Genomic DNA, 25,195 nt, shown 5'->3' on the forward strand with positions numbered 1-25,195 from the left:
CATCTTAATTAAAATAAAATACGCGCATACAATTTATTATATATTGTATACGCGTATTAATTTTAAAAATGTATTCAGGCTACCCTAAAAATTTTATTGTAAACTATCTTTTTTAGTTTCCGTTGCTTCCTTTTTCTTACCGAAAAGCCCACCTATAATTTTTTTAGCTACTTCTTTCTGGGCCTCCTTTTTGGCAGTAGTAGAGGTATCCGTTTTTACGGCAGAATCCGATTTCTTAGTGGCGGCACCCAATAGACCTCCTATGACATCCTGAGTTTTATCCTGATTTTCCTTTTTGGCAGAATCCGTGGCTTTCTGGTTTTTTGCAATCAGGTCTCCTATAAAATCCGTGGCCTTGTCCTTCCCTTTGTTGATCAATTTTTGTTTTTCGATCTCTACCAATTGGGCGGTTAAATTTTTAATGCCCGAAGTAAGATCGGTAGTGACTGTAGGGCTGGTGTAACCCCCACCTATATTGGCGGTTATGGGAATAGTTAAATTCTCCAAGGACTTTTCATCTATCCTAGCAATTAGAGTATTAATGTCTTTGCCCAAATACTTGGCAGGAACTTCTATTGTGGCCGCATAGTTCAGTTTTTGGTCGAAAGTATGGCTACCTGCCACATTTATGACAAAATCCTGATATTTAATGGTAAAAGGTTTAACTTTTACCACCCCGTCCTCAAAAGACAATACCGTTTTCAAATCTTTCAGATTCAATTTTTCAAGATCCAAAAAATTTAATTTACTGTCCAGCTCGGTGAGTAAAGGCGCACTCTTGGCATCAATTTCCGTGGTCAATAATTCCGCCAATATATTTCCCGAAATCGTATTTAAATTCGGCGTAAAATCGGCGTTTAAATTTCCAGCTACCTGTACATCCGAATTTAAGGTTCCCTGTAAAATTTTTGCTATGGGCGCCAGTGTTTTGAACATTTCCAATGCCTTGAAGGTCTCAGCAATCTTAAAACTTTCCATTCCCAATGTCATGGCAAAGGTAGGTGTGGTTTCCTTTGTGGATACTTCCCCGTTTAAAGCCAGTTTACCATCAAAAATAGAGGAGGTCATATTGGTAAGTGTAGCTTTTTCATCCTTAATCCGAAGACTACCCTTAACGTCCTTCAAAGTAAGATTATCATAAATCACCGTATTTGCAGCGGCATTTATGGTACAATCCAAAAATGACGGGATCTTAATCTTTTCCTCAGAGGATGTCGTGGAGGCCTCTATATCGGTCCCTCCTGATACATCCGTGGTTTCCGCAACCATAAAATCATCAATGGCAAAAGTGTTGGATTTTAGGTTGAAACTACCTTCTACATTTTCATTGTTGAACATAAAGCCCAACAAATTATTAATAGTCCCAGAAGCATCAAAATCTGTTTTACCAGTAGCCCCTTCCAATTTATTAAGGGTAACCGTAGTTGGGTTAAAAGTAACTGCAGTAGTTTTTAAAACAATAGGGTTGGGAAATTCCTCTGATTTATACTCAAAATCCGTTAAATTCAGGGTACCCTTAGTCTTCGTATTCCCATATTGCTTTTTTTCTATGGATGTCATATCGAAAGCGGTAGCAATGTCGGCATTCAATATTCCTTTTAATCCCAAATCCGATGGTACCGGATATGCTTTGGAAATATTGGCAAGATTCATTTTTCCGTCTATCTGGGCGTTTACCTTAGCATTGCCCATAAGGTCACTTATTTTGGCCACCATATTAAATTTGTCCTCATCTATCATGAAGGATAATTTTCTAATATCCACATAGGTATCTTCGACAATTCCGGTATTATTTGCTATTTCTGTGTCAATAAACACATTGCGCACTGTTTTTGGCAGATCTGGGTACTTAAAGGATGCGTTATTGGAATTGATATCAATTTTGAATTGGGGAATATGCGCATCATCCACAATTCCTTTAAATTCTCCCGCAACCATAAAGTTTCCAGTAGTAGTCACTTGCTCAATATTTTTGGAATAGGTTTCCGGGATAACCGCCAAAAAGTTTTTAAAATCGGACGAAGGTGTTTTAAAACTAATATCTACTTCTTGGTTATCATCGTTCAATTTCACATAACCTTCAAATACCAAGGCCAATTGATTTACCATGGCCTCATTCTTTAAAAAGGTATACTTGCTTTCCTTTAGATCTACCCCTATAAGGGCCTTCAATCGAACCGGATTCTTGTTCAGATAATGGGTACTATCCATTACAAAAGAAACCAAACCACTGGTCTCCGTGTCCAATTCAGAATTCTCCAAAGACAGATCTCCCTTACCGCTATGGTTCATTTCTGTAATCGCAAAGGACATACCGCTGGAATGGTCGTCATATTTTATGGCCGCATTATTAATGGCGTAAGACTCCATAGATAATTTGAAATCTCCTTCAGAAGATGCCGAATCCGTTGTTGTCTCTTGAGAGGCCCCATCATCAACGGCAATATCGTAATTGGCATTTTCCTCTTTGTCTACATTTATATTTACACGTGGGCCATCCAATACTAAACTTTTTATTGCAATGGGCTCACTGGCATCCTTGAACAGTTCCTTTATGGACATGTCCAAGCTTACCCTATCCGATGCAAATAGGGTATCTCCCTCAAAGGGAGCCTTATTTATAAGTGTTAGGTTATCCAGGGTAACGGTGGCATTGGGGAAACTACTGAAAAGAGTTAAATCGGCCTCTGAAAAATCAAAGGTAGCATTGATGCTATTATTTACCTTCTCCTTAATGATTCCAGCAATTTTACCCTTTAAGAAAAACGGAGCGGCAATAAGAAGCAAAACAACTACCAAAAATACCCCACCTACAATCTTTATTATTTTCTTTTTCATCTGATACTATTTACACTAGTTTAATCTGCGAAAGCTGCTCCACGATCCACAGCAACAATCAACCCTTTTTAGCGATTATTTCTTTAAAGTTTAAGCTTTGGTGTAATATTAGTTATAACACAGCCATAGGTTTAAACTTATTCATTAAAATATTGACGCAATTCTACAATATATCACCAAGTAAAATCAAAATTCCTACTTAGTTTAAACAAAATTTAACATCGAAATAAAAAACAATATGAACATTACCAGCCAATCTATTCACCAATATTAAAAAAACCATTATGGTGTCTCGGATAAGAACTGATAAAAGCAGGTTTTATTATGCCTCAAGATCAATTTCCTCATTAACTTTCAAATTAAAGCGCCTTCTAAAGAGATATACGAAAAAATACAGGAAAGGGGTGTCGAGGAAGGCAACAATTACCTTAAATATAAAACCACTGATCACCAAACCATAAAACATAGACCAGGGCAGTACCTCAAAAATACATAATAGACCCACTACAGTAAAAGTATCTATAAACTGGGAAAGGTAGGTGGAGAAATTGTTACGCAGCCAAAGATGTCTTCCATTGGTCAATTTTTTCCAAAAATGATAAATACCAATATCCACATATTGGGCAAAAAGATATGCCAACATAGAGGCAAAAACGGCAATTGGCGAAAGGGCAAATACATGGTTAAAGACCTCATCCTGGACAGGTGAATTGGGCAAAGCCGGCACCCAATTGGCCAACAAAACTATTCCCATGGAGAAAAAAGAGGCAAAAATTCCAGCGGTAACAATTTGGTTTGCCTTTTTTCTACCATAAATTTCAGAAATAAGGTCTGTAATCAAAAAAGTTAGGGGGTAAGGTAAAATGCCCACGGAAATTTCAAATAATGATGCCCCAAAGACAGTAACATCGCCAAAAGGTCTCCAATAAAAAAACTTTTGAAAAATTAAATTGGAAACCACCAGAGAGGTAATGAACAATGCCCCCAAATAGAGATAGATCCTAAAAGCCAGCCTTCTATCCTTCTCTTTTAATACTGTGTATACCATAGAAGCATTATAAATTTTAACATTTTATAATTTAATTCCAATTAAAGCGTTCCTACACTTTGACCCTTGAAAAAAAGCCAAATTTAAATGAACAGGGATCGATTAACAATAAAAAAGAAATAAACTAAACTTTTTAAGTATGAACAAAAGTATTTTAACAGCATTCATTATTTTAATTGCCGCAACGGTACAGGGCCAATCTTATATTGGTTTTGGCACTGACAATTACAATGGGGTGCATGGTCTAATTTCCAATCCCGCGAATATAGTTGATTCGAGATTTAAAACGGACATCAACCTTATAGGGGTTAGCGGGCTAGTTGGAAACGACTATTACGGTGCGAAATTCGGGGATATATTTAAGGATAGTTTCGATTTCGATGATGATGGAACCAAATCCCCAAAAGAAAAAAATACAGCTTATGGGAATGTTGATATTTTGGGACCTTCGTTCATGTTCAACATTAATTCCAAAAATTCTTTGGCAATTTTCACGCGAGGAAGGGTATTTACCAATGTAAACGATATTAATGGGGATACCTTTGACAACATTTCCAACGAGTTTGATGAAAATGAAGACTTCAACGTCGATGAAGGTGATTATCAAATGAGTGCCAACGCATGGGCAGAAACAGGTGTCACTTACGCCACAGTACTAATGGATCAGGAGCAACACTTTCTTAAAGGAGGTATCTCCCTAAAATACCTAATGGGATATGGAAGTGCCTATTCCAGTGGAAAGAATATAGTTATCGACTATGATGCGGACGGATCGGGAACTACGGGAAGTATTGACTCCCAAGGAGAAATAGCCTATGGCAACAGCGATAACATCACCAACGATTTTGAAGACTATGAATTTAAAAAGAGTGCGGACGGATTTGGTGTAGATCTTGGTTTTGTTTACGAATGGAGACCCAATTTTGCAGATTACACCGTTACTGACAAGGATGGCAATCCCTATGCTCCAAAGGACATCAATAAATACAAGTTGAAATTTGGACTGTCATTAACAGATCTAGGTAGCCTTAATTATAAGGAAGGCACTGAAGATGCATATGACATTACAAATTCTATAAGCGAAGACGATTTTGACAACGAAGAAGGGTTTGAGGACAAATTGAACAATCTCTACACACAGATCAGGTCTGGAAACGCATCTAAAGCAGTTTTGCCTACCGCCTTGCATTTAAATGCCGATTGGAACATCAACAACCGCTTTTACATGAACCTTAATACCGATTTATCCATAACTTCAAAAAGCAATGCCAATACCAATAGCATTGCCAATATTGTTTCGCTTACCCCTAGGTTCGAGAGCAAATGGTTTAGCTTTTATTCTCCAGTGAGCTATGTAGAAAACTTAGGTGTACAATGGGGAGCTGGTTTAAGGGCAGGGCCATTATATATCGGTTCCGGATCTATTTTAACAGTATTGACAAGCGACGAATCCAAAGGTGCTGATGTTTATGCGGGACTAAAAATTCCAATTTACCAATCCAGGCCAAAAGACAAGGATGACGATGGTGTATTGGATAAGGTAGATGGTTGTCCAGAGGTTCCAGGACCAGTGGAAAACAATGGATGCCCTTGGCCCGACACGGACGGTGACCAAGTCTTGGACAAAGATGATAATTGTCCAGAAGAAGCTGGAATTATTGAAAACAAAGGTTGTCCATGGGAAGATACCGATAATGATGGTGTATTGGACAAGGACGATAACTGTCCGGAAGAAGCTGGCGTTGTTGATAATAATGGATGTCCTTGGCCGGACTCTGACGGCGATGGTATATTGGACAAAGATGACGATTGTCCCGAGCAAGCGGGAACAGTTGCCAATAATGGCTGTCCAGAGGTTACCGAGGAGGTTCAAAAGACCTTGAACGAGTATGCCAAGACCATCTTGTTCAATTCGGGAAAGGCCACGATTAAAATAGAGTCTACCAATGTCTTAGTAGATATCATTAAGATCCTTAATGAATACCCCAATGCTAAATTTACGGTTGAGGGCCATACGGACAGTATAGGCAGTGTGCCCTTCAACCAAAAACTTTCTGAAGAAAGGGCCCATTCCGTTAAAACATTTTTGGTAGAAAAGGGTATCGAAAGCTCTAGGTTAACGTCTATAGGATATGGAGAAAGCAAACCAATTGCTACCAACATGTACAAAGCTGGCCGGGCAGAAAATAGGCGGGTAGAAATAAACTTGGCAAAAAACTAGTTTACAAATAAAACTTAATTTAAATAGGCTGTCCAAACATTTTTGGACAGCCTATTTTTTTTAGAATGGAATTGTTCAACACGGGTTTTTAAAGTTTAAAAATCCCGTTCCCTATCTTCAATTTTCCTGTATTTAAAAGTGAAAAAGCCATCAACAGACCTGTTAAATTCATTTGCACGGGTAACCAATGTGGCATGACCCGAATTAGGTAAGACCCACAAATATGCATTTGGAATATTTTCAAATATACTTAATGTGTGAGCGGGTTTAATAACATCATGATCCCCTCCTATAACAAGGACGGGTGCACTAATTCTTTGAAGCTCCCCGACCGGAATATTTGGCTGTTCTGCCAACAGTTTGATGTACTTATAAACAATAGAATCCATTGATGTTTTCGCTTCCTTTCCACTAAACATTTTTTCAAACATATTATAGGTCTTGGTAACCCTTTTCAATACATCCGGTGAAACTGCTGAAGAGTCAGGCCGCAAATTAGCCCCTGTAATGACCAATTTTTTCACCTTTTAGGGATGCCTTATCGCCAACAACAAGCCATTTATTCCTCCGTCACTCCATCCCAAAACGTAAGCAGAATCAATTTTCATTTGGGAAAGTAATGCAGCGTAGTCATCTGCCATCATTTTGTAAGTAAGAGAATCTCTTTGATCAATGAATTTTCCGTGATTTCTACTATCGGCTACAATTACCTTATATTTTTCAGAAAAGAAAGGTATCTGTTTAACCATGGAATTAATACTTGCGCCATTCCCGTGAATTATAAGCAATGGCTCCCCAGAACCATAAGTTTCACAGTACATATTAAATCCTCGAATGTCATAATATTTTCCTGCATCCGGATTATTCCCATAAAGAGTATTTTTGGTCAAACTATCATATTCCTTTTTAAGATCATCAATTGCACTTTGTCCAAAAGAAATAAAACCGGAAAAAAGCAATAAAGAACCAACCAATTTCAATCTAGTCATTCCACCTAGTTTTTTATATTCGGGTAAACTTAGGCAATGTGTAATATTCATAAAATCGCATATAGATGTGGTTTTTGACGAATAATAACATTTAAGGTAATGGTTAGGATGACGATTGCAGCAAAGGGTTAGCCTGCTAATTGAAACATCCCAAACTATAGGGAAAAAGTATAGTTATTTATGCTTAAACCCTAAGATCCGAGTACTTATTTAAAATCAAAAAGACCGTCCAGATGTATTTGCACGGTCATTTTGATTGAATCCTATTTGGATCAAAAATTTTCTATTTGATATTCAAGGTAAACGGCATTCTGGCCTGAATCCCTTTATTTTGCATGGCCTGCTTTATTTCCTTTAAAATGGCATATGCCTCAGCCCCGATTTCCTGTTGAATAATGCTTTCCTTGCTTTTGGAAGTAGCACCTCCCAAATCTTCCATTAACTTCTCAAAATCAGATTTGTACTTGGGGAGTTTTCGTATTCCATAGTTGTCCAAACCTACCATTTGAGCAGCCGCTTCAATAGCCTCATCCAGTCCCCCCAATTCATCTACCAATCCCAAGCGCTTGGCATCTACCCCGCTCCATACCCTACCTTGTGCAACACTATCGGCCTGTGCCAAAGTAATTCCACGGCCTTGGGCCACCCTATCCAAAAATGTCTCATAGGTAGCTTCTATCCCTTCCAAAACGTTGCTTCTAAAACTATCGTTCATAGGTTCAAATAAGGAATAGTCTACCGAGTTTTTGTTGGTCCCCACCTGTTCCGCATTCACCCCTATGTTCGTTGCCAATTCACTAATATTGGGAACAGTGCCAAAAACACCTATAGACCCGGTAATCGTAGTAGGTTCGGCGAAGATCTTATCGGCTCCCGCCGCAATGTAGTAACCTCCCGAAGCAGCGACATCGCCCATGGAGACCACCACTGGTTTGGATTGCTTGGTAATTTCGATCTCGCGCCAAATGATATCGGAAGCCAATGCACTGCCTCCAGGGGAATTTACCCTCAACACTATTGCCTTTACATTCTTATCTTCCCTGGCTTTTTTTAGGGCGTCATTAATAATTCCTTGACCAATTACATCGGAGCCTCCCTCCCCGTACCAGATTTCTCCTTGCGCAAAGATCACAGCAATCTTATCATTACCACTATTGATTTTTATTTTGCCAGCTGTTCGTATATAATCGGATATTGGGACATAGTTGATATCCTCTGCCGTATCTATCCCTATTTTTTCCTTGATCATGCTTTCATATTCATCGAAATACACTACCTCATCGATCAACCCGGATAATGCCGCATATTTTGAGGTACGTGTACCCAAGGTATCCGCAATCTGGTTCAAATCTTTAACAGAGATATCCCTACTTTCCGAAATGTTGGTAAGCATGGATTGCCATAGGGCATCCAACAACTCTTTGATCTGCGTCCTATTGGCCTCACTCATTTCATTGGCCAAAAAAGGTTCTACGGCACTCTTATACTTCCCATGCCGAATCACTTCCATTTTAATACCAGACTTTTCCTGAAGATCCTTAAAAAACAAAACTTCCGTAGACAATCCTTTAAAGTCCATGGCGCCAACGGGATTAAGGAATACCTCATTGGCCGCACTGGCCAAATAATAGTCCTTCTGCGTATAAAAATCGCCATATGCATATATAAACTTTCCGCTCTCACCAAAATCGGTCAAGGCATCCCGAATGGCCTGCGTTTGGGACAAACCGGCCATAAGCACATTATTATTTAGGCTAATCCCTTTTATTTTATTGTCTTCCTTGGCAACACGAATGGCATGCAATATCTCGTCCAATCCCTGATTTACATTGAAGAATCCTGCAAAGGGATTGGATTCATCCATCCCCACATAATCATTGATAGGGGTCTGCAATTGAATTTCCAAAACAGAATTATCCTTGACCACTACGGTATCTTCACCTTGACCGATGAGGGCGGCTAAAACAAGAAACATGAAAAACATGATTCCGAAAGCGATGAGACAACCTATGATTGCTGCTAATAAATTTCTTAAAAAGTTCATTCCTAGTAAGTATTGCTAATAACCTGCAAAGATAACCAATGTAGCATTGATGTAAATATAAATGTTGAATTTTATAGCGTACAAGGTGCGGAGCGTCAATTTGAGAAATGCCGATAAAAATTGCCTCTGTTTTTGTTAATTCCCTTTATGAAGTTAATTACTTTTGTTTACTTTGCCCGCCTATTATGAACAGGACCACAACAACATATCTTTCACTTGGAAGCAATCTTGGGGATAAACTAAACCAACTGCAAGACGTGGTATTTTTAATCCAATCCGTTGTGGGTAACGTAATAAAAACATCCCCTATCTATGAAACGCCCGCATGGGGTTTCGAAGGAGACAATTTTTACAATGCCTGTATTGCTGTAGAAACCTTACTTACCCCTTCCACTCTTTTGGAGAAACTATTGGCGATAGAAACAAAGTTGGGCAGGGAACGAGATCAAGGGACAGGATACTCCTCTAGGACCGTAGACATTGATATCCTATATTATGGCAAGGAAATTATCAATACCGATGCGTTGACCATCCCCCACCCCAACCTACAGCTGAGAAGGTTTGTTCTTAGACCATTGGCAGACATAGCCCCACAGTTCTACCATCCAATTCTAAACAAGGATACTAGAAATTTGTTACAGGAATGTAAGGACAAAAGCAATATTGCACGAACGCCTCATAAGTTATATACGAGCAGGTCACATCTTTTTTCCCAATTGGAATATCTTGCCATTGAAGGAAATATTGGCGCTGGTAAAACTACGCTGGCACACAAGATTGGACAGGATTTTAATGCAAAATTGGTTTTGGAAAGATTTGCGGACAATCCATTCCTGCCAAAGTTTTATGAAGATCAAGGTAGATTTGCCTTCCCCTTGGAAATGTCTTTTCTAGCAGATCGTTACCAGCAATTTATGGACGATACTTCACAGTTTGATCTGTTCAAGAATTTTATGGTAAGCGATTATGACATTAACAAATCACTGATCTTCGCCAAGGTCACCCTACAGGAGGAGGAATTTAAACTGTACAGGAAGCTCTTCAATCTAATGCACAAAGAGATAAAGAAGCCTAAAATGTACATTTATCTGTATCAAAATACCGAACGATTACTACAGAACATAAAGCAAAGGGGTAGAAATTACGAACAGAGCATAGCCCCTGAGTATTTGGAAAATTTGAACAGGGGGTATTTCGATTTTATTAAAAGTTTTCCAGAGCAAAATAACCTTATTTTGGATATTAGCGAACTGGACTTTGTAGAAAATAATAATGATTATGAGGTAATATTGGACCAAATCCAAAAATTTGCGGTGAAACTCTCATTTTAAGATAATTTTCACATATTATTTGCACAGGACAAATCAATTTATTTACTTGCGCGTCCAATAAAGCCATTTTGAGTCGTACGGAACGTTAAAAAGTACGATGGAAAGACTTTAAGGTTTTAAACTAACTAACTCAAACTATATAGTGCCAAACCCAACCTAAAGGTTGGGTTTTTGGTTTTAAACAAATTCTTTTTTAATTGATTTTACCCAAGTGATTTCTATTGTTATTTAAAGGTATTCATGGACCCTCGGCTTCTTTGCTGTCCAACCCTTCGACAGCGCTACACAAAGGTTCCAAGAAGGGAGCCAAAAATATAATCTATACCTTCAATTTAGCCCATAGATCCCAAACCACGATACCTACGCTTACCGAAATATTCAAGGAGTGTTTGGTTCCGTATTGCGGAATTTCCAGAACATTGGTACTATTGGAGACCACCTCTTGGGAAACACCCTTAACCTCGTTACCAAAAATTAAGGCATATTTTTGATCTTTATTCACTTTAAAGTCATTCAACATCACGGCATTTTCAGCCTGTTCAACAGATAAAGCATTATAGCCATCCTGTTTTAGTTCTTTCAGCAATTCCAAAACGTTTTCACGGTATTCCCAAGAAACACTATCGGTTGCACCCAAGGCAGTCTTGTGAATATCCTTATGCGGTGGGGTTGCGGTAATACCGCAGAGGTAGATCTTCTCAACTAAGAAGGCATCCGCTGTTCTAAACACAGATCCTATATTGTTCAAGCTCCTTACATTGTCCAGCACAATAATAATAGGTGACTTTTCTATCTGTTTAAACTCCTCCACATTGAGTCGGTCCAATTCACTATTCTCCAATTTACGCATTCAATCCAATTTAAATTTTGTTCGTTATACCTCCGAAATCATGTTACAATTTCCTGTCCATTTAACTTAAAGTTATCCCCAAAATATCAACAATAGTTTACATTCCAGCAGATAAACCTTACATTCGTTATCCTAGAAAAGGAATGCAAAAATAAGTTAATAAAATCGCTTTTGGCAGACTCGGGAAAAACAAAAAAGGTAACCCCTTTAATGAAGCAGTACAATACCATTAAGGTGAAATACCCTGATGCCCTTTTATTGTTCCGTGTTGGGGATTTTTACGAGACTTTTGGGGAAGACGCCGTTAAAGCATCAAAAATTCTGGGCATTATTCTTACCCACAGGAACAATGGTGGTGATAGAACAGAACTTGCCGGTTTTCCGCACCATTCCCTAAACACCTATTTGCCCAAACTGGTAAAAGCCGGGCAACGGGTAGCCATATGCGATCAGTTGGAAGACCCGAAACTTACCAAGACCATAGTAAAAAGAGGGGTTACAGAACTGGTTACCCCTGGTGTGGCCATGAACGACGATATTCTTTCGGCCAAGACGAACAATTTTTTATGTGCGGTGCACTTTGGAAGAAAAAGATTGGGGATATCCTTTGTGGATATATCCACCGGGGAATTTCTAACTTCGGAAGGCAATGAAGAACAGATTGACAAATTGCTCCAAAATTTCTCACCCAACGAAGTCTTGGTATCCAAAGCTAACAAAAAGGAATTCTTGGAGGTATTCGGTAAAAACTTCCACACCTTTTTTATTGAAGATTGGATCTTTCAGGATGATTATGCCCTGGAGACACTTACCAATCATTTTAAAACCAAAAGCCTTAAAGGTTTTGGCGTTGACCATTTGACCCATGGAATAGTAGCAGCGGGGGTTGTACTGCATTACCTTTCAGATACCCAGCACAGGCAATTACAGCATATCAATACCCTTCAGCGCATTGCGGAAGAGGAACATATTTGGATGGACAGGTTTACCATAAGAAACCTGGAACTCTACAATTCCAATAATCAAAATGCGGTCACCCTTTTGGATGTCATAGACAAGACCATTTCACCTATGGGTGGAAGAATGTTAAAAAGGTGGTTGGCGCTTCCTTTAAAGAATATCGAAAAAATCCGAAGAAGACATCAGGTAATTACCTATTTGATCGAAAACGACGCTGCCCATCAAAAATTACAAAGTGGCATTAAATTGATTGGAGATCTGGAGAGATTGATTTCCAAGGTAGCCACAGGGAAAATAAATCCCAAGGAGGTGGTGCAACTTAAAAATTCTTTGGAGGCCATTGTCCCCATAAAACAGATTACTACCAAAAGCAAGAACGAAGCTTTGAACCTTATTGGGGACCAACTGCATAACTGCGACATGTTGAGGAGCAAGATCAAGGAAATGGTCAGCGAGGAAGCTCCTGTAAATATGCTAAAAGGGAGTACCATTGCCAAGGGCTATTCCGTAGAATTGGACGAGCTAAGAGGCCTGGCTTTTTCGGGCAAGGACTATCTGGACAAAATGCTGGAAAGGGAAACGGCACGCACCGGTATTAGCTCTTTAAAAATAGCCTCCAACAATGTCTTCGGTTATTATATAGAAGTGCGGAATACCCATAAGGACAAAGTGCCCGAGGATTGGATCCGAAAGCAGACCTTGGTAAATGCCGAACGTTATATCACCGAAGAGTTAAAGGAATACGAAGCTAAAATATTGGGTGCTGAGGAGCGCATTTTAAGTTTGGAGCAACAATTATTTTCCCAACTGGTGGTCTGGATGCAGGAATATATAGCTCCAGTACAAAACAATGCCTTTCAAATAGCCCAGTTGGACTGCCTCTGTGGCTTTACCCAATTGGCCAAGGAAAACAATTACGTTTCCCCGGACATGGATGATTCCACCGAACTATCCATTATTGGAGGCAGGCATCCAGTCATTGAAAAGCAATTGCCGTTGGGCGAAGCCTATATTGCCAATGATGTTACCCTAAACAGGGACGAGCAACAGATCATCATGATCACCGGGCCAAACATGAGTGGTAAATCGGCCATTTTAAGACAAACGGCCCTCATAGTATTATTGGCTCAGATGGGAAGTTTTGTACCCGCTGATGCTGCCAAAATTGGTTATGTGGACAAAATATTTACCCGGGTTGGCGCCAGTGACAATATCTCTATGGGAGAATCTACCTTTATGGTGGAAATGAACGAAACAGCTTCTATTCTAAACAATCTCTCGGAACGTAGTCTAGTACTTTTGGATGAAATAGGCAGGGGCACCAGTACTTATGACGGTATTTCCATTGCATGGGCCATTTCGGAATATTTACACGAGCATCCCGTTAGGGCAAAAACTTTGTTTGCCACACATTACCACGAGCTAAATGAAATGACCTCTACATTTACACGAATTAAGAACTTCAATGTCTCCGTAAAGGAATTAAAGGACAATGTGCTCTTTTTACGAAAACTTACTCCGGGTGGCAGTGAGCATAGTTTTGGAATACATGTGGCCAAAATGGCCGGGATGCCTCAACAGGTGATCCACAAAGCCAACAAGATTCTTAAAAAACTGGAAAAATCACATTCCAGCGAGGAGCTTTCGGATAAACTACAATTGGTGCAAAATGAAATGCAACTAAGCTTTTTCAATTTGGACGACCCCCTATTGGAACAGATCAAGGAGGAAATTACCCACTTGGACATCAACACTTTAACCCCTGTAGAAGCCTTGATGAAGCTCAACGAAATTAAGCGTTTGCTCACTAAAAAGAAAAATGCTTAAGAGATCTTTCGGATGGTCATTTGGCCAATAAATACCACCTAAAATATTAACCTTGGGCACATTATAAATATTTTGATTCTTTTTAGTGAAAAGTTCTTTGGTTTTTACAGAATTGTATTAAATTTGCTCCCGCATCTGAAAAGGATGCAATGTTCTTAATATAAATTGCGAAAATAGCTCAGTTGGTAGAGCGCCACCTTGCCAAGGTGGAGGTCGCGGGTTCGAATCCCGTTTTTCGCTCCATTGTAAAATCTCTACTGCCCTGAGCAGTTAGGCTCGAGTGGTGGAATTGGTAGACACGTTGGACTTAAAATCCAATGGACATTAGTCCGTGCGGGTTCAAGTCCCGCCTCGAGTACAGATAAGTGGAAAAGCCCTGACCTTTTGGTCGGGGCTTTTTTGTTTTGGGCGCCGAGCCAAATTTATTTGAGCGAAAGCGGACAAAACAAAAATGCGGCATAAGTTGCCGGCTTTTCAACTTTCAACATGTTCGGACGGGACTCACCGAACAAAGTGAGGTAATTCCCGCCCTTATAACAACATTTAACACCCACAATACTTTCCCAGAATAAAAGCTCTGGCTTTTTGTTTTGGGCGCCGAGCCAAATTTATTTGAGCGAAAGCAGACAAAACAAAAATGCGGCATAAGATGCCGGATTTTCAACTTTCAACATGTTCGGACGGGACTCACCCAACAAAGTGAGGTAATTCGCGCCCTTATAACAACATTTGATGCACTCATAATTTTCCCAGAATAAAAGCTCTGGCTTTTTTTGTTTTGGTCGCCGAGCCAAATTTATTTGAGTAAAAAGGTGCGGAACAAATCTAGTAGTCCTACAAGGACTGGTCTTTTCTTATCAACATGTTCGACCGGGACTCGCGATTCACAATCGTCCCCTCAATTAGGTACACCATTAGTTATACTCAGCATTAGTTGTAAACCATATATTCCATTGATAAGGATTTAGGGGGAATACCATTTATTAGTAACTGAAATCATTTAATCAAAGGAAACCTACCAAAGTAATAAGCCAAAACCATATTTACCCTTTGAATCAAAAAAGATAAATGTCCGCTATGATCGGCCCATTGTCTTAATATAAAATACTATTTTAGACCTGTTAAACTATAATTTATCTTATGAAAGCCAAATCCAGCAAATCACTATATACCATTTTATTTGTCATTGGTCTAGGTCTAATCTCCAGTGAATGTTCTGCTCAAAAAAATATGAAGTGGAAACAGTTGTTCAATGGAAAGGATTTAAATGACTGGCAAATAAAAATAAGACACCATAAATTAAACGATAATTTTGGCAACACTTTTCGTGTCAATGATGGTAATATTCAAGTGAGATACGACCAATACTCCGAATTTGATGAACAATTCGGCCATTTGTTCTACAAACAGCCCTATTCGTCGTATTTAATAGGGGTCGAATACCGCTTTGTTGGGGATCAAGTCAATGAAGGTCCAGGTTGGGCCTACAGAAATAGTGGCATAATGATCCATGGTCAAGATCCGGCAACCATGACGGTAGACCAGGATTTCCCGAATTCCATTGAAGTACAGCTACTTGGGGGCAATGGCAAAGATGAACGTTCCACGGCAAATCTATGTACACCTGGCACCCAATATGTAAAAGATGGCAAAATAGTAAAACAACATTGCACCAATTCATCCTCCAAAACCTACCACGGGGATCAATGGGTAAGGTCGGAAGTCCTTGTTCTAGGGGACTCTTTAATTGTACATTATGTAAATGGGGAAGAGGTTATGCGTTATAACAAACCCCAGCTAGATCCGATTAAGGGATCGGAAGAAGGGGAACTCCTAAAGTCGGGAAGCATTTCCCTTCAAAGCGAAAGTCACCCTGTAGACTTCAGAAAAGTAGAAATTATTGATTTAGAAAAGTATGCGGACAAACCTAAGAAACTGGAAAAGGTTATCGCAAAACTAATGGCCCAAAAACGTGTAGCATTGCAAGAATAAATAATTTAGCTAAAGAACAATATTTGCTTCGCTGTATTTAACTACATGCCCTTACTAATTAGATTATTTTACAAATAATGTTCCTTTAGCAATAACAGTGCCCATATTCATTATCTTTGATAAAAACAATTACTATGGCAAAGAGTCAAGATGCAAAGAAGAATATAAAAAAAGAACCCTTATTAACGGCAAAGGAAAAAAAAGCAGCCAAAAGGGATAAAAAGTCCAAAAAATCCTAATGCCCGAATAACTTAATCTATTTTTGACCGGATAAGTGACTTTTGGGGTTTCAGTAGCTATCTTTTTTAGTCATAAGCATTTCATGGCAGCTTATACAGAGTAAAACCACGCGAAGTAAACTTCCTTTAAAACAAATGGACTACATACATTTATAATTAGTTAAGTTTAGCTCACCTTTTAATAGGATTAAATTAACCTCCATCAATTTAGTTGTTGTAGCCGAAGTAGGTATTTCTTTACAATTCATCGACTTTTTATACCGATTAAAGTTTTTATATAATAATGATCTAAATAATTTAGAATCTTTGAGTATATAATTTAATTCCTCCGTAAAATGAAAAAGTATTACTACTTATTATTGCTTTCCATATCACTAATATTCACTGGATGCAGCAAAGATGATTCTTCCTCTAAATCCTCGACAAGTGTTAAGTTGTACACACTGAGTTCTGTCTCCAATTCCAATATTTCCGGTAAAGTTACTTTTAAAAAGAATGAAGATGGCTCAACGACCGTTCTTCTAGAGATAAACGGGTCGTCGACGGACATACACCCAGCGTTTATTTATTTTAACAACGCAGAAACTGGCGGGGAAGTAGCCATTACCTTAGAGCCGATAGATTGCGATTGCGAATCCAGCAGTACCATTGTCACTACTTTGGACGATGGAACTCCAATTACATACGAGCAACTGTTAAAATTTGATGGTCACATTAAGATCCATCAAAATGAAGATCACCTGGAAATCGTTATTACTGAAGGCAATATTGGTGCCAATGGCAACTAAGTTATTTGTCTTTTAAAATATTATGTAAACCCCGACCCAATACGTCGGGGTTTATTTGTATAATCATTATGCTTTCTGCTTTGATCGTCAGACAAGGACAAGGACAAAAAAAACCAATGTATATTCAGGTCGACATATGATAGGTTTACTTAACTTTAAAAATGATTCTCGTGTCAGATGAAAAAGAAAATTGGCATTTTATTTCTACTTGGGTTAGTCGGCATTTTTTTGGTTTTGGCCAGCTGCGATCATATCATTGAAAATGCCACTATAAACAGAACCTACAACAACTTAAAGAAGATTCCCAAAAACAAAGTAGGTCTTGTCCTGGGCACTTCCAACAGGCTGGTTGGAGGAGGCTCCAATCCCTTTTACACCAATAGAATCAAAGCCACCTTGGAACTATTTAAAGCAGGTAAAATAGATTATATATTGGTTAGTGGCGACAATAGTACTCAGTACTACAACGAACCCACTGTTTTCAAAAAAGATCTAATAAGAGGAGGCATTCCCAGTGAAAAAATTTTTTTGGATTACGCTGGTTTTCGCACTTTGGATTCCATGGTCAGGGCCAAGTTCATTTTCGGATTGGACAGTGTTACTATTATATCCCAAAAATTCCACAACGAACGTGCAATTTATATCGCAGAACAAAAAGGATTATATGCCATAGGTTATAATGCTGAGGATCTTTCCATAAAATACGGCTTAAAAGTTCATCTTAGAGAGTATTTTGCACGCGTAAAAGTATTTATTGATTTAGCGCTCAACACTCAACCAAAATTCTATGGGGAGAAAATTGAAATCAACTAATCTTAGCTATATTTACCCCTGCTATGTCCATTATGGCTTCCATAAAAAATTTAATTAAAAACCTTGGTCCGGGCCTACTTTTTGCCAGTACGGCCATAGGCACTTCCCATTTAGTGCTATCCACCAAAGCAGGTGCCCAATATGGATGGATTATGGTAATCCCCATTTTATTGGCCAACATCTTTAAATATCCATTTTTCGAATTTGGAGTTCGGTACACTAATATAACCAATAAAACACTAATAGAAGGTTACCTAAATCGCGGCAAGGCCTACCTAATCTTTTATGCCATTATTACCTTGTTCAGTACTTTTACCATTCTCGCCGCGCTCTATGTGGTCACCTCAGGGTTGCTAATTAATCTTTTTCAACTAACCAATACCCCGGTAAGTGTTGTAGCAGGCGGACTTTTTATTTTAATCTGTGCCCTACTTATTGTTGGACGTTATAAATTTCTGGAAATCTCCCTCAAGTATGTGATATCCATTTTATTTTTGGCCCTTTTGGTGACTACAATTTTGGTAATCGCCAACGGGAAAGTTACGGAAGTAGAGAACTTTAAAACACCCAATATTTTTAATGAAGTGGGAATCCTTTTTTTAATAGGACTAATGGGGTGGATGCCAACGGCCGTTGAGGCTTCTAGCTGGATAAGTCTTTGGAGCATTGAAAAATTTAAAAATTCCGAACAAAAACCCACTCTAAAGGAAGCTCTCCAAGAATTCAAGTTCGGCTATTTCACCACAGCTATTTTGGCTATTTTATTTATGATCATAGGTTGGTATACGCTCTATGGCACCAATACGGAATTGAGTAATAGTGCTGTAGTTTTTGCGGACCAACTGGTTCAACTGTTTACCACTAATATTGGATCATGGGCATATATTTTAATAGCCATAGCTGCATTTGCCACCATGTTCAGCACCTGCATTACCGCACACGATGCACTTAGTAGGGTAAGTGTTGACATCCTAAGCTTGCTGTTCCCCAAAAAGGAAGTTATAAAGAATAAAGGATTTACTATTGGAGTGTTACTATTAGCGGTAATAAATTTTATGGTCATAAGTACCTTTTCTGCCAATATGGGCATCCTAGTTGCCATGGCTACTTTTGTATCATTTGTTACGGCACCAATCATAGGGTTTATGAATCTAAAGAACGTAATGAGCCACGAAATACCGGTAAGAAACAGACCCAATAGAAACCTGCAAATATTAACCTATTTCGGCATAATATTTCTCACACTCTTTTCCATTTATTATTGTTGGATGCTATTGTTTTAATCAGAGCAACTGTAAATAGCATTCAAATGTATGGATCTTGGTCATTTTGAAGCGTTTAGTAAAGACTTAACACCTAAAATTTGCTTTTTGCGAATCATTCCTTAATCTTTGTACATTATGAAGAAGAAGCGCAGAATAATGAAATTGATTCGTATACAGAGAAAAACAAGAAACGAAAAGCGTTACAATTCCAAAATGGGGATTCTCTATACCCGTGTAACCTATATAAAAGAAGTGATTTTCGGTATTCCTGTAAGGACACTCCATAAGTATAGAGAAACCTACTATGGTGAAATAAAGGACTGCAATGCGTGTAATTTAGCAAGATAAGGTGTAAAAGACCCCAAATTACAATCCGTTAATTCCTAGAACAATAAATTATAATTAAGCACAACAATCAAGGACCTTTCGTTCTTATTGTGCAGCATATCCAAACAAAAAACACCATTCTTGCAACCGTTCAAGAGTTTTTCCTCACCATAACCAATGGAATATAGAATACTGCGAGATGGCACGCCTTGTTCCAAGAGATAATTCTTAATGGCATCCGCTCTGTTTTGGGATAGGGTAAAATTGGAACTAGACCCGCCCCTACTATCGGTATGGGATTCTACCCTAAGTTGTAATTGTGGAAATCTATTCATAACGTCGACCACCTTATCCAACTCCTGGGCAATTTCAGGAGTAACATTGCTCTGTCCCTTTTCAAAAAAGAACTTTTTCAATTTCACCACCGTTTGGTCCTCTTGCTCCTCTACCAAATCATCCAAAAATTTAATTCCCATATTAAAAGCTTTCTCTTGGATTTCTTCCAATTCGCCATCTTGATAAGTCACTGAAAATATGGAATGCTTTTCTTTAGTCGCTTCAATGGTAATGTTGTTCTGAAAAGGAATTTCAATACTGTAATCTCCATTCTCGTCGGCAAATATTTCTTTAACCAACTTTCCATCTTTGTCAATAAGCCTAACTTGAGCCTTGGAGACCCCGTTATTAGAAGAAAGATTAACGACTTTTCCTTTTAGAGACAAGGTTTTTAATCCAGGTTTTTCTTTAACATTAAATCCATAAATATCATCACCACCTTTGCCACCGTCCCTATTGGATGAAAAATAGCCCAATAGCCCGTTGGTATCATTATTTTTAATAATAAAACCAAAGTCGTCCTTTGATGAATTTATACCTTCCCCAAGATTGATAGGGATACTATAGGAATCGTCCGAATGAACGGTTGATTTATAAATATCCATTCCTCCCAGACCATAAAATATATCCGAAGAAAAATACAGATTGTTCTCAAAAATGAACGGGGCAATTTCATTCCCAGGAGTATTGATCCTAGGGCCTAAATTAGTAGGGGACGACATTATCAATCCATCATTGGTATACACATAATAGATATCAGTTCCTCCATAACCATCCCCAAAATCGGCCGCAAAAAACAATCGGCCGGTAGCTGCCTCATAAAATGGATAATAAAATGAGGTATCCGGATCCCGTAATACATACTTAAACGACCTTTGTCCATTGGTCATTCCGATTGACAGGGCGTTTTTCCCGTTATCACTGAATTCCAAATTCTCGCCGTCAGAATTGGACAGGACATAGAATATATTGCCCAACTCCTTGGAATAATAAGGGGTAGCCCTATGGAATTTAGTATCTGTAATGCCCTTGAATGGCTGCGGATCAATTACATTGCCTTGAAGATCTATTCTGGACTCGTATATATTAATGTACGATTTACCCGATGGGCCGTAGATACTCTTAGATCCATCAGGTCTATCACTCGAAAACAACAAACTTTCTTTAAAAAAAGTCGGAGAAAAATCGGATTGAGGACTATTTCCACTTATATTGAATATCTCAAAATCCAATTCCTCATTCCTATTAGTCGCTATTAATTCATAATTAAAACTCGAATTCTCCACCAATTCCGTTGGTAATTTATCTTCTCTTGTGGCCAAATAAGCCTTAACCTTATCCACCTCCGAGGTTTTGGCCAAGGACTGCAGCATTTTATTAAAATGATATTTGGACATAGTAGTATCCTTCTGAAATATATCAACATATATGTCCGAGGCCTTTTTATAATTCCCTATTTTCATATAGGAATCCGCTAGGTTTAAATACTGCGTATTGGAAAGTTTGGATTCCCTCAATTCTTTTTGATATTCTAAAATGGCCTGGTTGTAGGAATATTCAAAAAACAAAATATCTCCTTTGGATTTTTTTTGCTGTGCAAAACCGAAGGACGACAATAGAAGGAAAAATATAACTACTAAACTAAACTTCATATTCATTAATGTTTTAGAAAAACCGAGGACTGTCTATTTGTTTAGGCATTCCTTTTTGATCTTTTTTCTTGTCCTTTTTACTTTTTCCAATTGCCCTACCTAAATAGAACTTTAGAATTACTTCATGTGAGCCCTCACTATATTCCCCTAATCCGTTGGTATTATAATCATAAGAATACCCAAGAAAGAGACTATTGGACACTTGCAATCCGGCTAAGCCACTTAAGGCATTATCCAGCCTATAGGATGCTCCTAAAGTCACCATATCGCTAATTAAAAAATTAGCGGACAAATTTAGGTTTAAGGGCAAGCCCTTTAGATAGTTCATTAAGAAAGCTGGTTTAAACTTGAGGCCTTCCGAAAAATCAAAAACATAACCCCCTATAACATTAAACTGCATCTTATCCTCCACTATATTGGCAACTTCATCCGCATATATCCCCGACGTTAAAAAATTGGGTACCGACAGTCCTACGTACCAATTTTCTTGATACATAAACATCCCAGCCCCTACTGTGGGATAAAATTTATTAAAGGTATCCGCATTGTTTAACAAGGGCTCATTTGGGTTTTCAAAATCGCCTTTGGTATAATCTACATCAAGCAAGGAACCTCCAGCATCTACCCCAAAAGAGAGTTTAGTATCATCTGATAGCTTCACCTGAAAGGAATAGGCCAAGTCTATGTATGTTTGGGTCGTGGGCCCCAATTGATCACTTACCACATTAAAGCCCAAGCCATTTTTTTCATTGGCCAATGGTAGATTTACGCCAAACCGCAATGTTTTTGGTGCCCCTGGTATTCCGGACCATTGCACACGGTACAAACCAGTAATATCCGGAGTCTCTACGGTACCCACATAGGCAGGGTTAAAACTTCCTATATTGTACATATATTGGGTATACTGAGGTTCTTTCTGTGCAAAAAGCATGCCCGCAGAAAAAAACAGTAGGCAAAAAAACAATAAAATATCTCTATACCCTTTATCGTATATTCTTAAATTCATAGTCTATTTTATCTTATGATTTGGATCCAACCTTTACGAACTTCCGTTCCATCGCCAAGATCCAAGATATAAAAGTAGGTTCCTTTTGGCAAATTCCCATTTTTCCCTGTCCCCATCCAAGTATTGTCATAACCGCTGGCCGCGAAGACCTCATTACCATATCGGTCATAAACTTCAAGGGTATTATTGGGGTAGTCCCCAATGCAGTTTATATAGACCGAATCATTAAATCCATCCCCGTTAGGAGAAATTTGATTAAACAAGAATCCACATTCGCTCGATGACCGAGGGGTAACGGTTACTGAAGCTGAAGCTGTATTGTTGGTGGCATTTCCATCTTCAGGAAAAGAATCCACAATGGCGGCTATATTTTGATAGGTTCCTATTTCAGGCACCTCGGCGGTAATGGTCAAGGTAACCACCTCTTCCGCCAACATTTCATCCAATTGCCATACTCCAGCCACTGCATCATAATCCCCTTTAGAAGCGGAATGAATTACATATCGGAATCCCGTGGCAGGGCTTACAAGATCGTTCACAGCTATATTGGTCACCATAATTTGGCTAAGATTGGTCAACGTTACGGTAAATATGACTTCCCTACCCACCAATATACTTTCCCTATCCACAGTTTTCTCTAGGGCAAGGTCAATCCTACAGGCAGTCGAAATATTAGGGATACAAGGATTTGTGTTCGCGGGATCCAATTGATCCACTACACCATCATTGTCCGAATCCAAAATATTGGAATCCAAAGCATCTATTATTCCGTCACTATCAGTGTCGATAGGATTATTTATATCTGGCCCCACTTCTACCCCATCTTCAATACCATCGGCATCGGTATCCCGAAGAGTGGGATCCAGTCCTAGAGCAGTTTCATCCCTGTCAAAAAGGCCATCACCATCACTATCCATTGTACAGGTAGTTACGGTTATGGTTACATCCACACTTTCATCTACGCAAGGAGAAACAGCAGTATTTGTGGTAAACCTGAAGACGTAATCCCCATCTGCGACGCCCTCAAAATCAACAATATTATCCGCACCAATAGCGACGGTACTCGGTGGGGTGCCTACTATTGTCCAAACCCCGGCCGTACCTCCGGCCCTGGTGTCGTCCAAATCTACTGTAGTAGGTCCACCCCCAGGTATACTGCAAGCGGAAGTATCTGTTATTGTACCTACCGAAACCTGCTCTGACACCGTCACTATAACAGGAGTCCGTTCCGTTATACACTCGTTGGCAGAAGCTTCTACCCAAAAGGTTGTAGTTACATTGACGCTTGGTGTCTCGAAGTTACTTCCTTCCCCTAAAGGAAGTCCTCCTGATTCCTCACTGTACCAAAATATACTTCCGCCATCAGTAACGGTTGCACTAATCGTTGCCGTCCCTTGCCCGCAAATGGTTGAAGGTGTTGTATCCAATATTTCGGGAGGAATATTACGCACCAAGGTTACTTCCAAAGGCGGACTTAAACAACCGGTACCTTCATTAAATAGGAATCCATAAAAAGTAGCCTCAAAATCCACAACACTAGTATTTAATCTAGCCCCTTCAATGGAAAAATCACTGTTACTGCTCCAAATCAGTTCAAAGCCAGCAGGAATGTCAGTGTCCGTATAAGCATCCAAATCTTGGGTAAAGGCATCACAAAAAATAGTAGGAGTACTATTTATTAGAGGCGCCTCTATACAATTATCGTTATCGGCAATAGTACCTACACCTTGTGACTTACTAATTAGGGCAAAGCCTGTAGCATTGGTCAAATTCACATAAAAAGTTTCGGTGTTCTCCGCCTCCGTATCGTCATTAATATCAATAGTTATTGTTCTTGTCTGTCCACTCAAACCCGAGAAGAAAAGGGTGCCGGAATCTGCTACATAATCGGATGCGGCCATGGCCGTGTTATTGGCAGTTTCATACGAAACAAATGTCCCCAGAAGTACAGTTCCATTCAAAGTTACCGTAAACGTAGCGGTACCGTCATCTTCATTTACAAGTACATCATCTATAGCAACTCCGGCCGTAATTTTCGTTGAAGTATCCGTAGCTGTATTCCCTATATTACCTACATTATCAGTAAGAGTTACACTTAAAGTGATATTCCCATCCGCAAGACTGCTCAAATTGATACCAGAGATAGTCTGCCCGGCCCCTGACACGGTGCCTGTTCCCGTAACATTGGCCACACCCTCGGAACTACTAAAACTATAATTGTACGTAGTACCTACAGTAGCTCCAGTAAAAGTGAAGCTAACAGCTGTCTGATTACTGGTAGTAATTGGGTCTTGGTTGATGTTTACCGAATAACCTGTAGGCGCCACGGTATCCTTTATCGATGTATCGGTTGCCGGAGCACCGGCACCGTTAACGTTGGTCAGCGTCACACTCAAAGTGATGGTCCCGTCACCAAGGCCGCTAAGATCATTGCCAGAGATGGTCTGACCCGCCCCGGTTATTGTCCCCGTTCCCGTAACGTTGGTCCCGCCCCCGGAACTGCTGAAACTATAATTGTAGGTCGTGCCCACCGTAGCCCCAGTAAAAGTAAAGCTCACCGCCGTCTGGTTCCCCGCGTTGATCGGGTCCTGGTCGATGCTAACCGTATAGCCGGTAGGTACAGAAGTAGTCTTAGAAGATGTGTCGGTCGCAGCTACACCGGCACCGTT

The 25,195-nt window shown here is 39.3% G+C and carries 17 protein-coding genes and 2 tRNA genes; 10 read left to right on the top strand and 9 right to left on the bottom strand.

Annotated elements, in window-relative coordinates; translation table 11 throughout:
* Positions 1 to 93: 93 nt before the first annotated feature.
* Together MWU84_RS06145 and MWU84_RS06150 are read right to left on the bottom strand one after the other, a co-directional pair.
* Positions 94 to 2,838 carry an AsmA family protein gene (locus MWU84_RS06145; protein WP_246899475.1) on the bottom strand — a complete coding sequence of 915 codons (2,745 nt, stop codon included), beginning with the start codon at positions 2,836 to 2,838 and terminating at the stop codon, positions 94 to 96.
* A 322-nt stretch (positions 2,839 to 3,160) separates the two neighbouring features.
* The gene (locus MWU84_RS06150; protein WP_246899477.1) at positions 3,161 to 3,886 is read right to left on the bottom strand and encodes a queuosine precursor transporter; all 726 of its coding nucleotides are present in this window, start codon (positions 3,884 to 3,886) and stop codon (positions 3,161 to 3,163) included.
* Positions 3,887 to 4,025: 139 nt separating this feature from the next.
* Between MWU84_RS06150 and MWU84_RS06155 the strand changes: the two genes are divergently transcribed.
* Complete coding sequence (locus MWU84_RS06155) at positions 4,026 to 6,107, top strand: DUF5723 family protein (protein ID WP_246899479.1); 2,082 nt, start codon at positions 4,026 to 4,028, stop codon at positions 6,105 to 6,107.
* 95 nt (positions 6,108 to 6,202) lie between these two features.
* On the opposite strand, the gene MWU84_RS06160 is transcribed toward MWU84_RS06155, so the two are convergent.
* The 3 genes from MWU84_RS06160 to sppA form a co-directional block, all read right to left on the bottom strand.
* Positions 6,203 to 6,631, bottom strand: a complete 429-nt coding sequence (locus MWU84_RS06160) for an alpha/beta hydrolase (protein WP_246899482.1) — start codon at positions 6,629 to 6,631, stop codon at positions 6,203 to 6,205.
* 3 nt (positions 6,632 to 6,634) lie between these two features.
* Positions 6,635 to 7,096 carry an alpha/beta hydrolase gene (locus MWU84_RS06165; protein WP_246899484.1) on the bottom strand — a complete coding sequence of 154 codons (462 nt, stop codon included), beginning with the start codon at positions 7,094 to 7,096 and terminating at the stop codon, positions 6,635 to 6,637.
* A gap of 283 nt (positions 7,097 to 7,379) precedes the next feature.
* On the bottom strand, positions 7,380 to 9,140 hold the full coding sequence (gene sppA / locus MWU84_RS06170; protein WP_246899486.1) for a signal peptide peptidase SppA: 1,761 nt from the start codon (positions 9,138 to 9,140) through the stop codon (positions 7,380 to 7,382).
* Positions 9,141 to 9,325: 185 nt separating this feature from the next.
* Here sppA and folK point away from each other — a divergent pair, with 185 nt between their 5' ends.
* Positions 9,326 to 10,471 (top strand): 2-amino-4-hydroxy-6-hydroxymethyldihydropteridine diphosphokinase, encoded by a 1,146-nt coding sequence (gene folK / locus MWU84_RS06175; RefSeq protein WP_246899488.1) that lies wholly within the window; start codon positions 9,326 to 9,328, stop codon positions 10,469 to 10,471.
* Positions 10,472 to 10,790: 319 nt separating this feature from the next.
* On the opposite strand, the gene MWU84_RS06180 is transcribed toward folK, so the two are convergent.
* Positions 10,791 to 11,321, bottom strand: a complete 531-nt coding sequence (locus MWU84_RS06180) for an RNA methyltransferase (protein ID WP_246899490.1) — start codon at positions 11,319 to 11,321, stop codon at positions 10,791 to 10,793.
* A gap of 210 nt (positions 11,322 to 11,531) precedes the next feature.
* Between MWU84_RS06180 and mutS the strand changes: the two genes are divergently transcribed.
* The 8 genes from mutS (at position 11,532) to MWU84_RS06220 (ending at position 19,553) form a co-directional block, all read left to right on the top strand.
* The gene (mutS, locus tag MWU84_RS06185) at positions 11,532 to 14,108 is read left to right on the top strand and encodes a DNA mismatch repair protein MutS (protein WP_246899492.1); all 2,577 of its coding nucleotides are present in this window, start codon (positions 11,532 to 11,534) and stop codon (positions 14,106 to 14,108) included.
* 167 nt (positions 14,109 to 14,275) lie between these two features.
* A tRNA-Gly gene (locus MWU84_RS06190) sits at positions 14,276 to 14,351 on the top strand.
* Positions 14,352 to 14,382: 31 nt separating this feature from the next.
* Positions 14,383 to 14,466, top strand: a tRNA-Leu gene (locus MWU84_RS06195).
* A 782-nt stretch (positions 14,467 to 15,248) separates the two neighbouring features.
* On the top strand, positions 15,249 to 16,100 hold the full coding sequence (locus MWU84_RS06200) for a DUF1080 domain-containing protein (protein ID WP_246899494.1): 852 nt from the start codon (positions 15,249 to 15,251) through the stop codon (positions 16,098 to 16,100).
* 574 nt (positions 16,101 to 16,674) lie between these two features.
* A complete protein-coding gene (locus MWU84_RS06205; RefSeq protein WP_246899497.1) occupies positions 16,675 to 17,127 on the top strand; it encodes a hypothetical protein in 453 nt (150 codons plus the stop codon).
* Between the two features lie 177 nt (positions 17,128 to 17,304).
* Positions 17,305 to 17,940 (top strand): ElyC/SanA/YdcF family protein, encoded by a 636-nt coding sequence (locus MWU84_RS06210; protein ID WP_246899501.1) that lies wholly within the window; start codon positions 17,305 to 17,307, stop codon positions 17,938 to 17,940.
* 32 nt (positions 17,941 to 17,972) lie between these two features.
* Positions 17,973 to 19,223, top strand: a complete 1,251-nt coding sequence (locus MWU84_RS06215) for a divalent metal cation transporter (protein WP_246899503.1) — start codon at positions 17,973 to 17,975, stop codon at positions 19,221 to 19,223.
* Positions 19,224 to 19,361: 138 nt separating this feature from the next.
* Positions 19,362 to 19,553, top strand: coding sequence for a hypothetical protein (locus MWU84_RS06220; RefSeq protein ID WP_246899537.1), 192 nt, complete (start codon positions 19,362 to 19,364; stop codon positions 19,551 to 19,553).
* Between the two features lie 35 nt (positions 19,554 to 19,588).
* Here the strand turns inward: MWU84_RS06220 and MWU84_RS06225 are convergent, their stop codons facing one another.
* From MWU84_RS06225 to MWU84_RS06235, 3 genes are all read right to left on the bottom strand, one after another.
* Positions 19,589 to 21,520 (bottom strand): OmpA family protein, encoded by a 1,932-nt coding sequence (locus MWU84_RS06225; protein ID WP_246899506.1) that lies wholly within the window; start codon positions 21,518 to 21,520, stop codon positions 19,589 to 19,591.
* 13 nt (positions 21,521 to 21,533) lie between these two features.
* The gene (locus tag MWU84_RS06230) at positions 21,534 to 22,526 is read right to left on the bottom strand and encodes a type IX secretion system membrane protein PorP/SprF (RefSeq protein WP_246899509.1); all 993 of its coding nucleotides are present in this window, start codon (positions 22,524 to 22,526) and stop codon (positions 21,534 to 21,536) included.
* An 8-nt stretch (positions 22,527 to 22,534) separates the two neighbouring features.
* A partial coding sequence (locus tag MWU84_RS06235; protein WP_246899512.1) for a gliding motility-associated C-terminal domain-containing protein occupies positions 22,535 to 25,195 on the bottom strand: 2,661 nt, incomplete at its 5' end.

Source organism: Arenibacter sp. F20364 (genome assembly GCF_023015905.1).
Classification (GTDB): domain Bacteria; phylum Bacteroidota; class Bacteroidia; order Flavobacteriales; family Flavobacteriaceae; genus Arenibacter.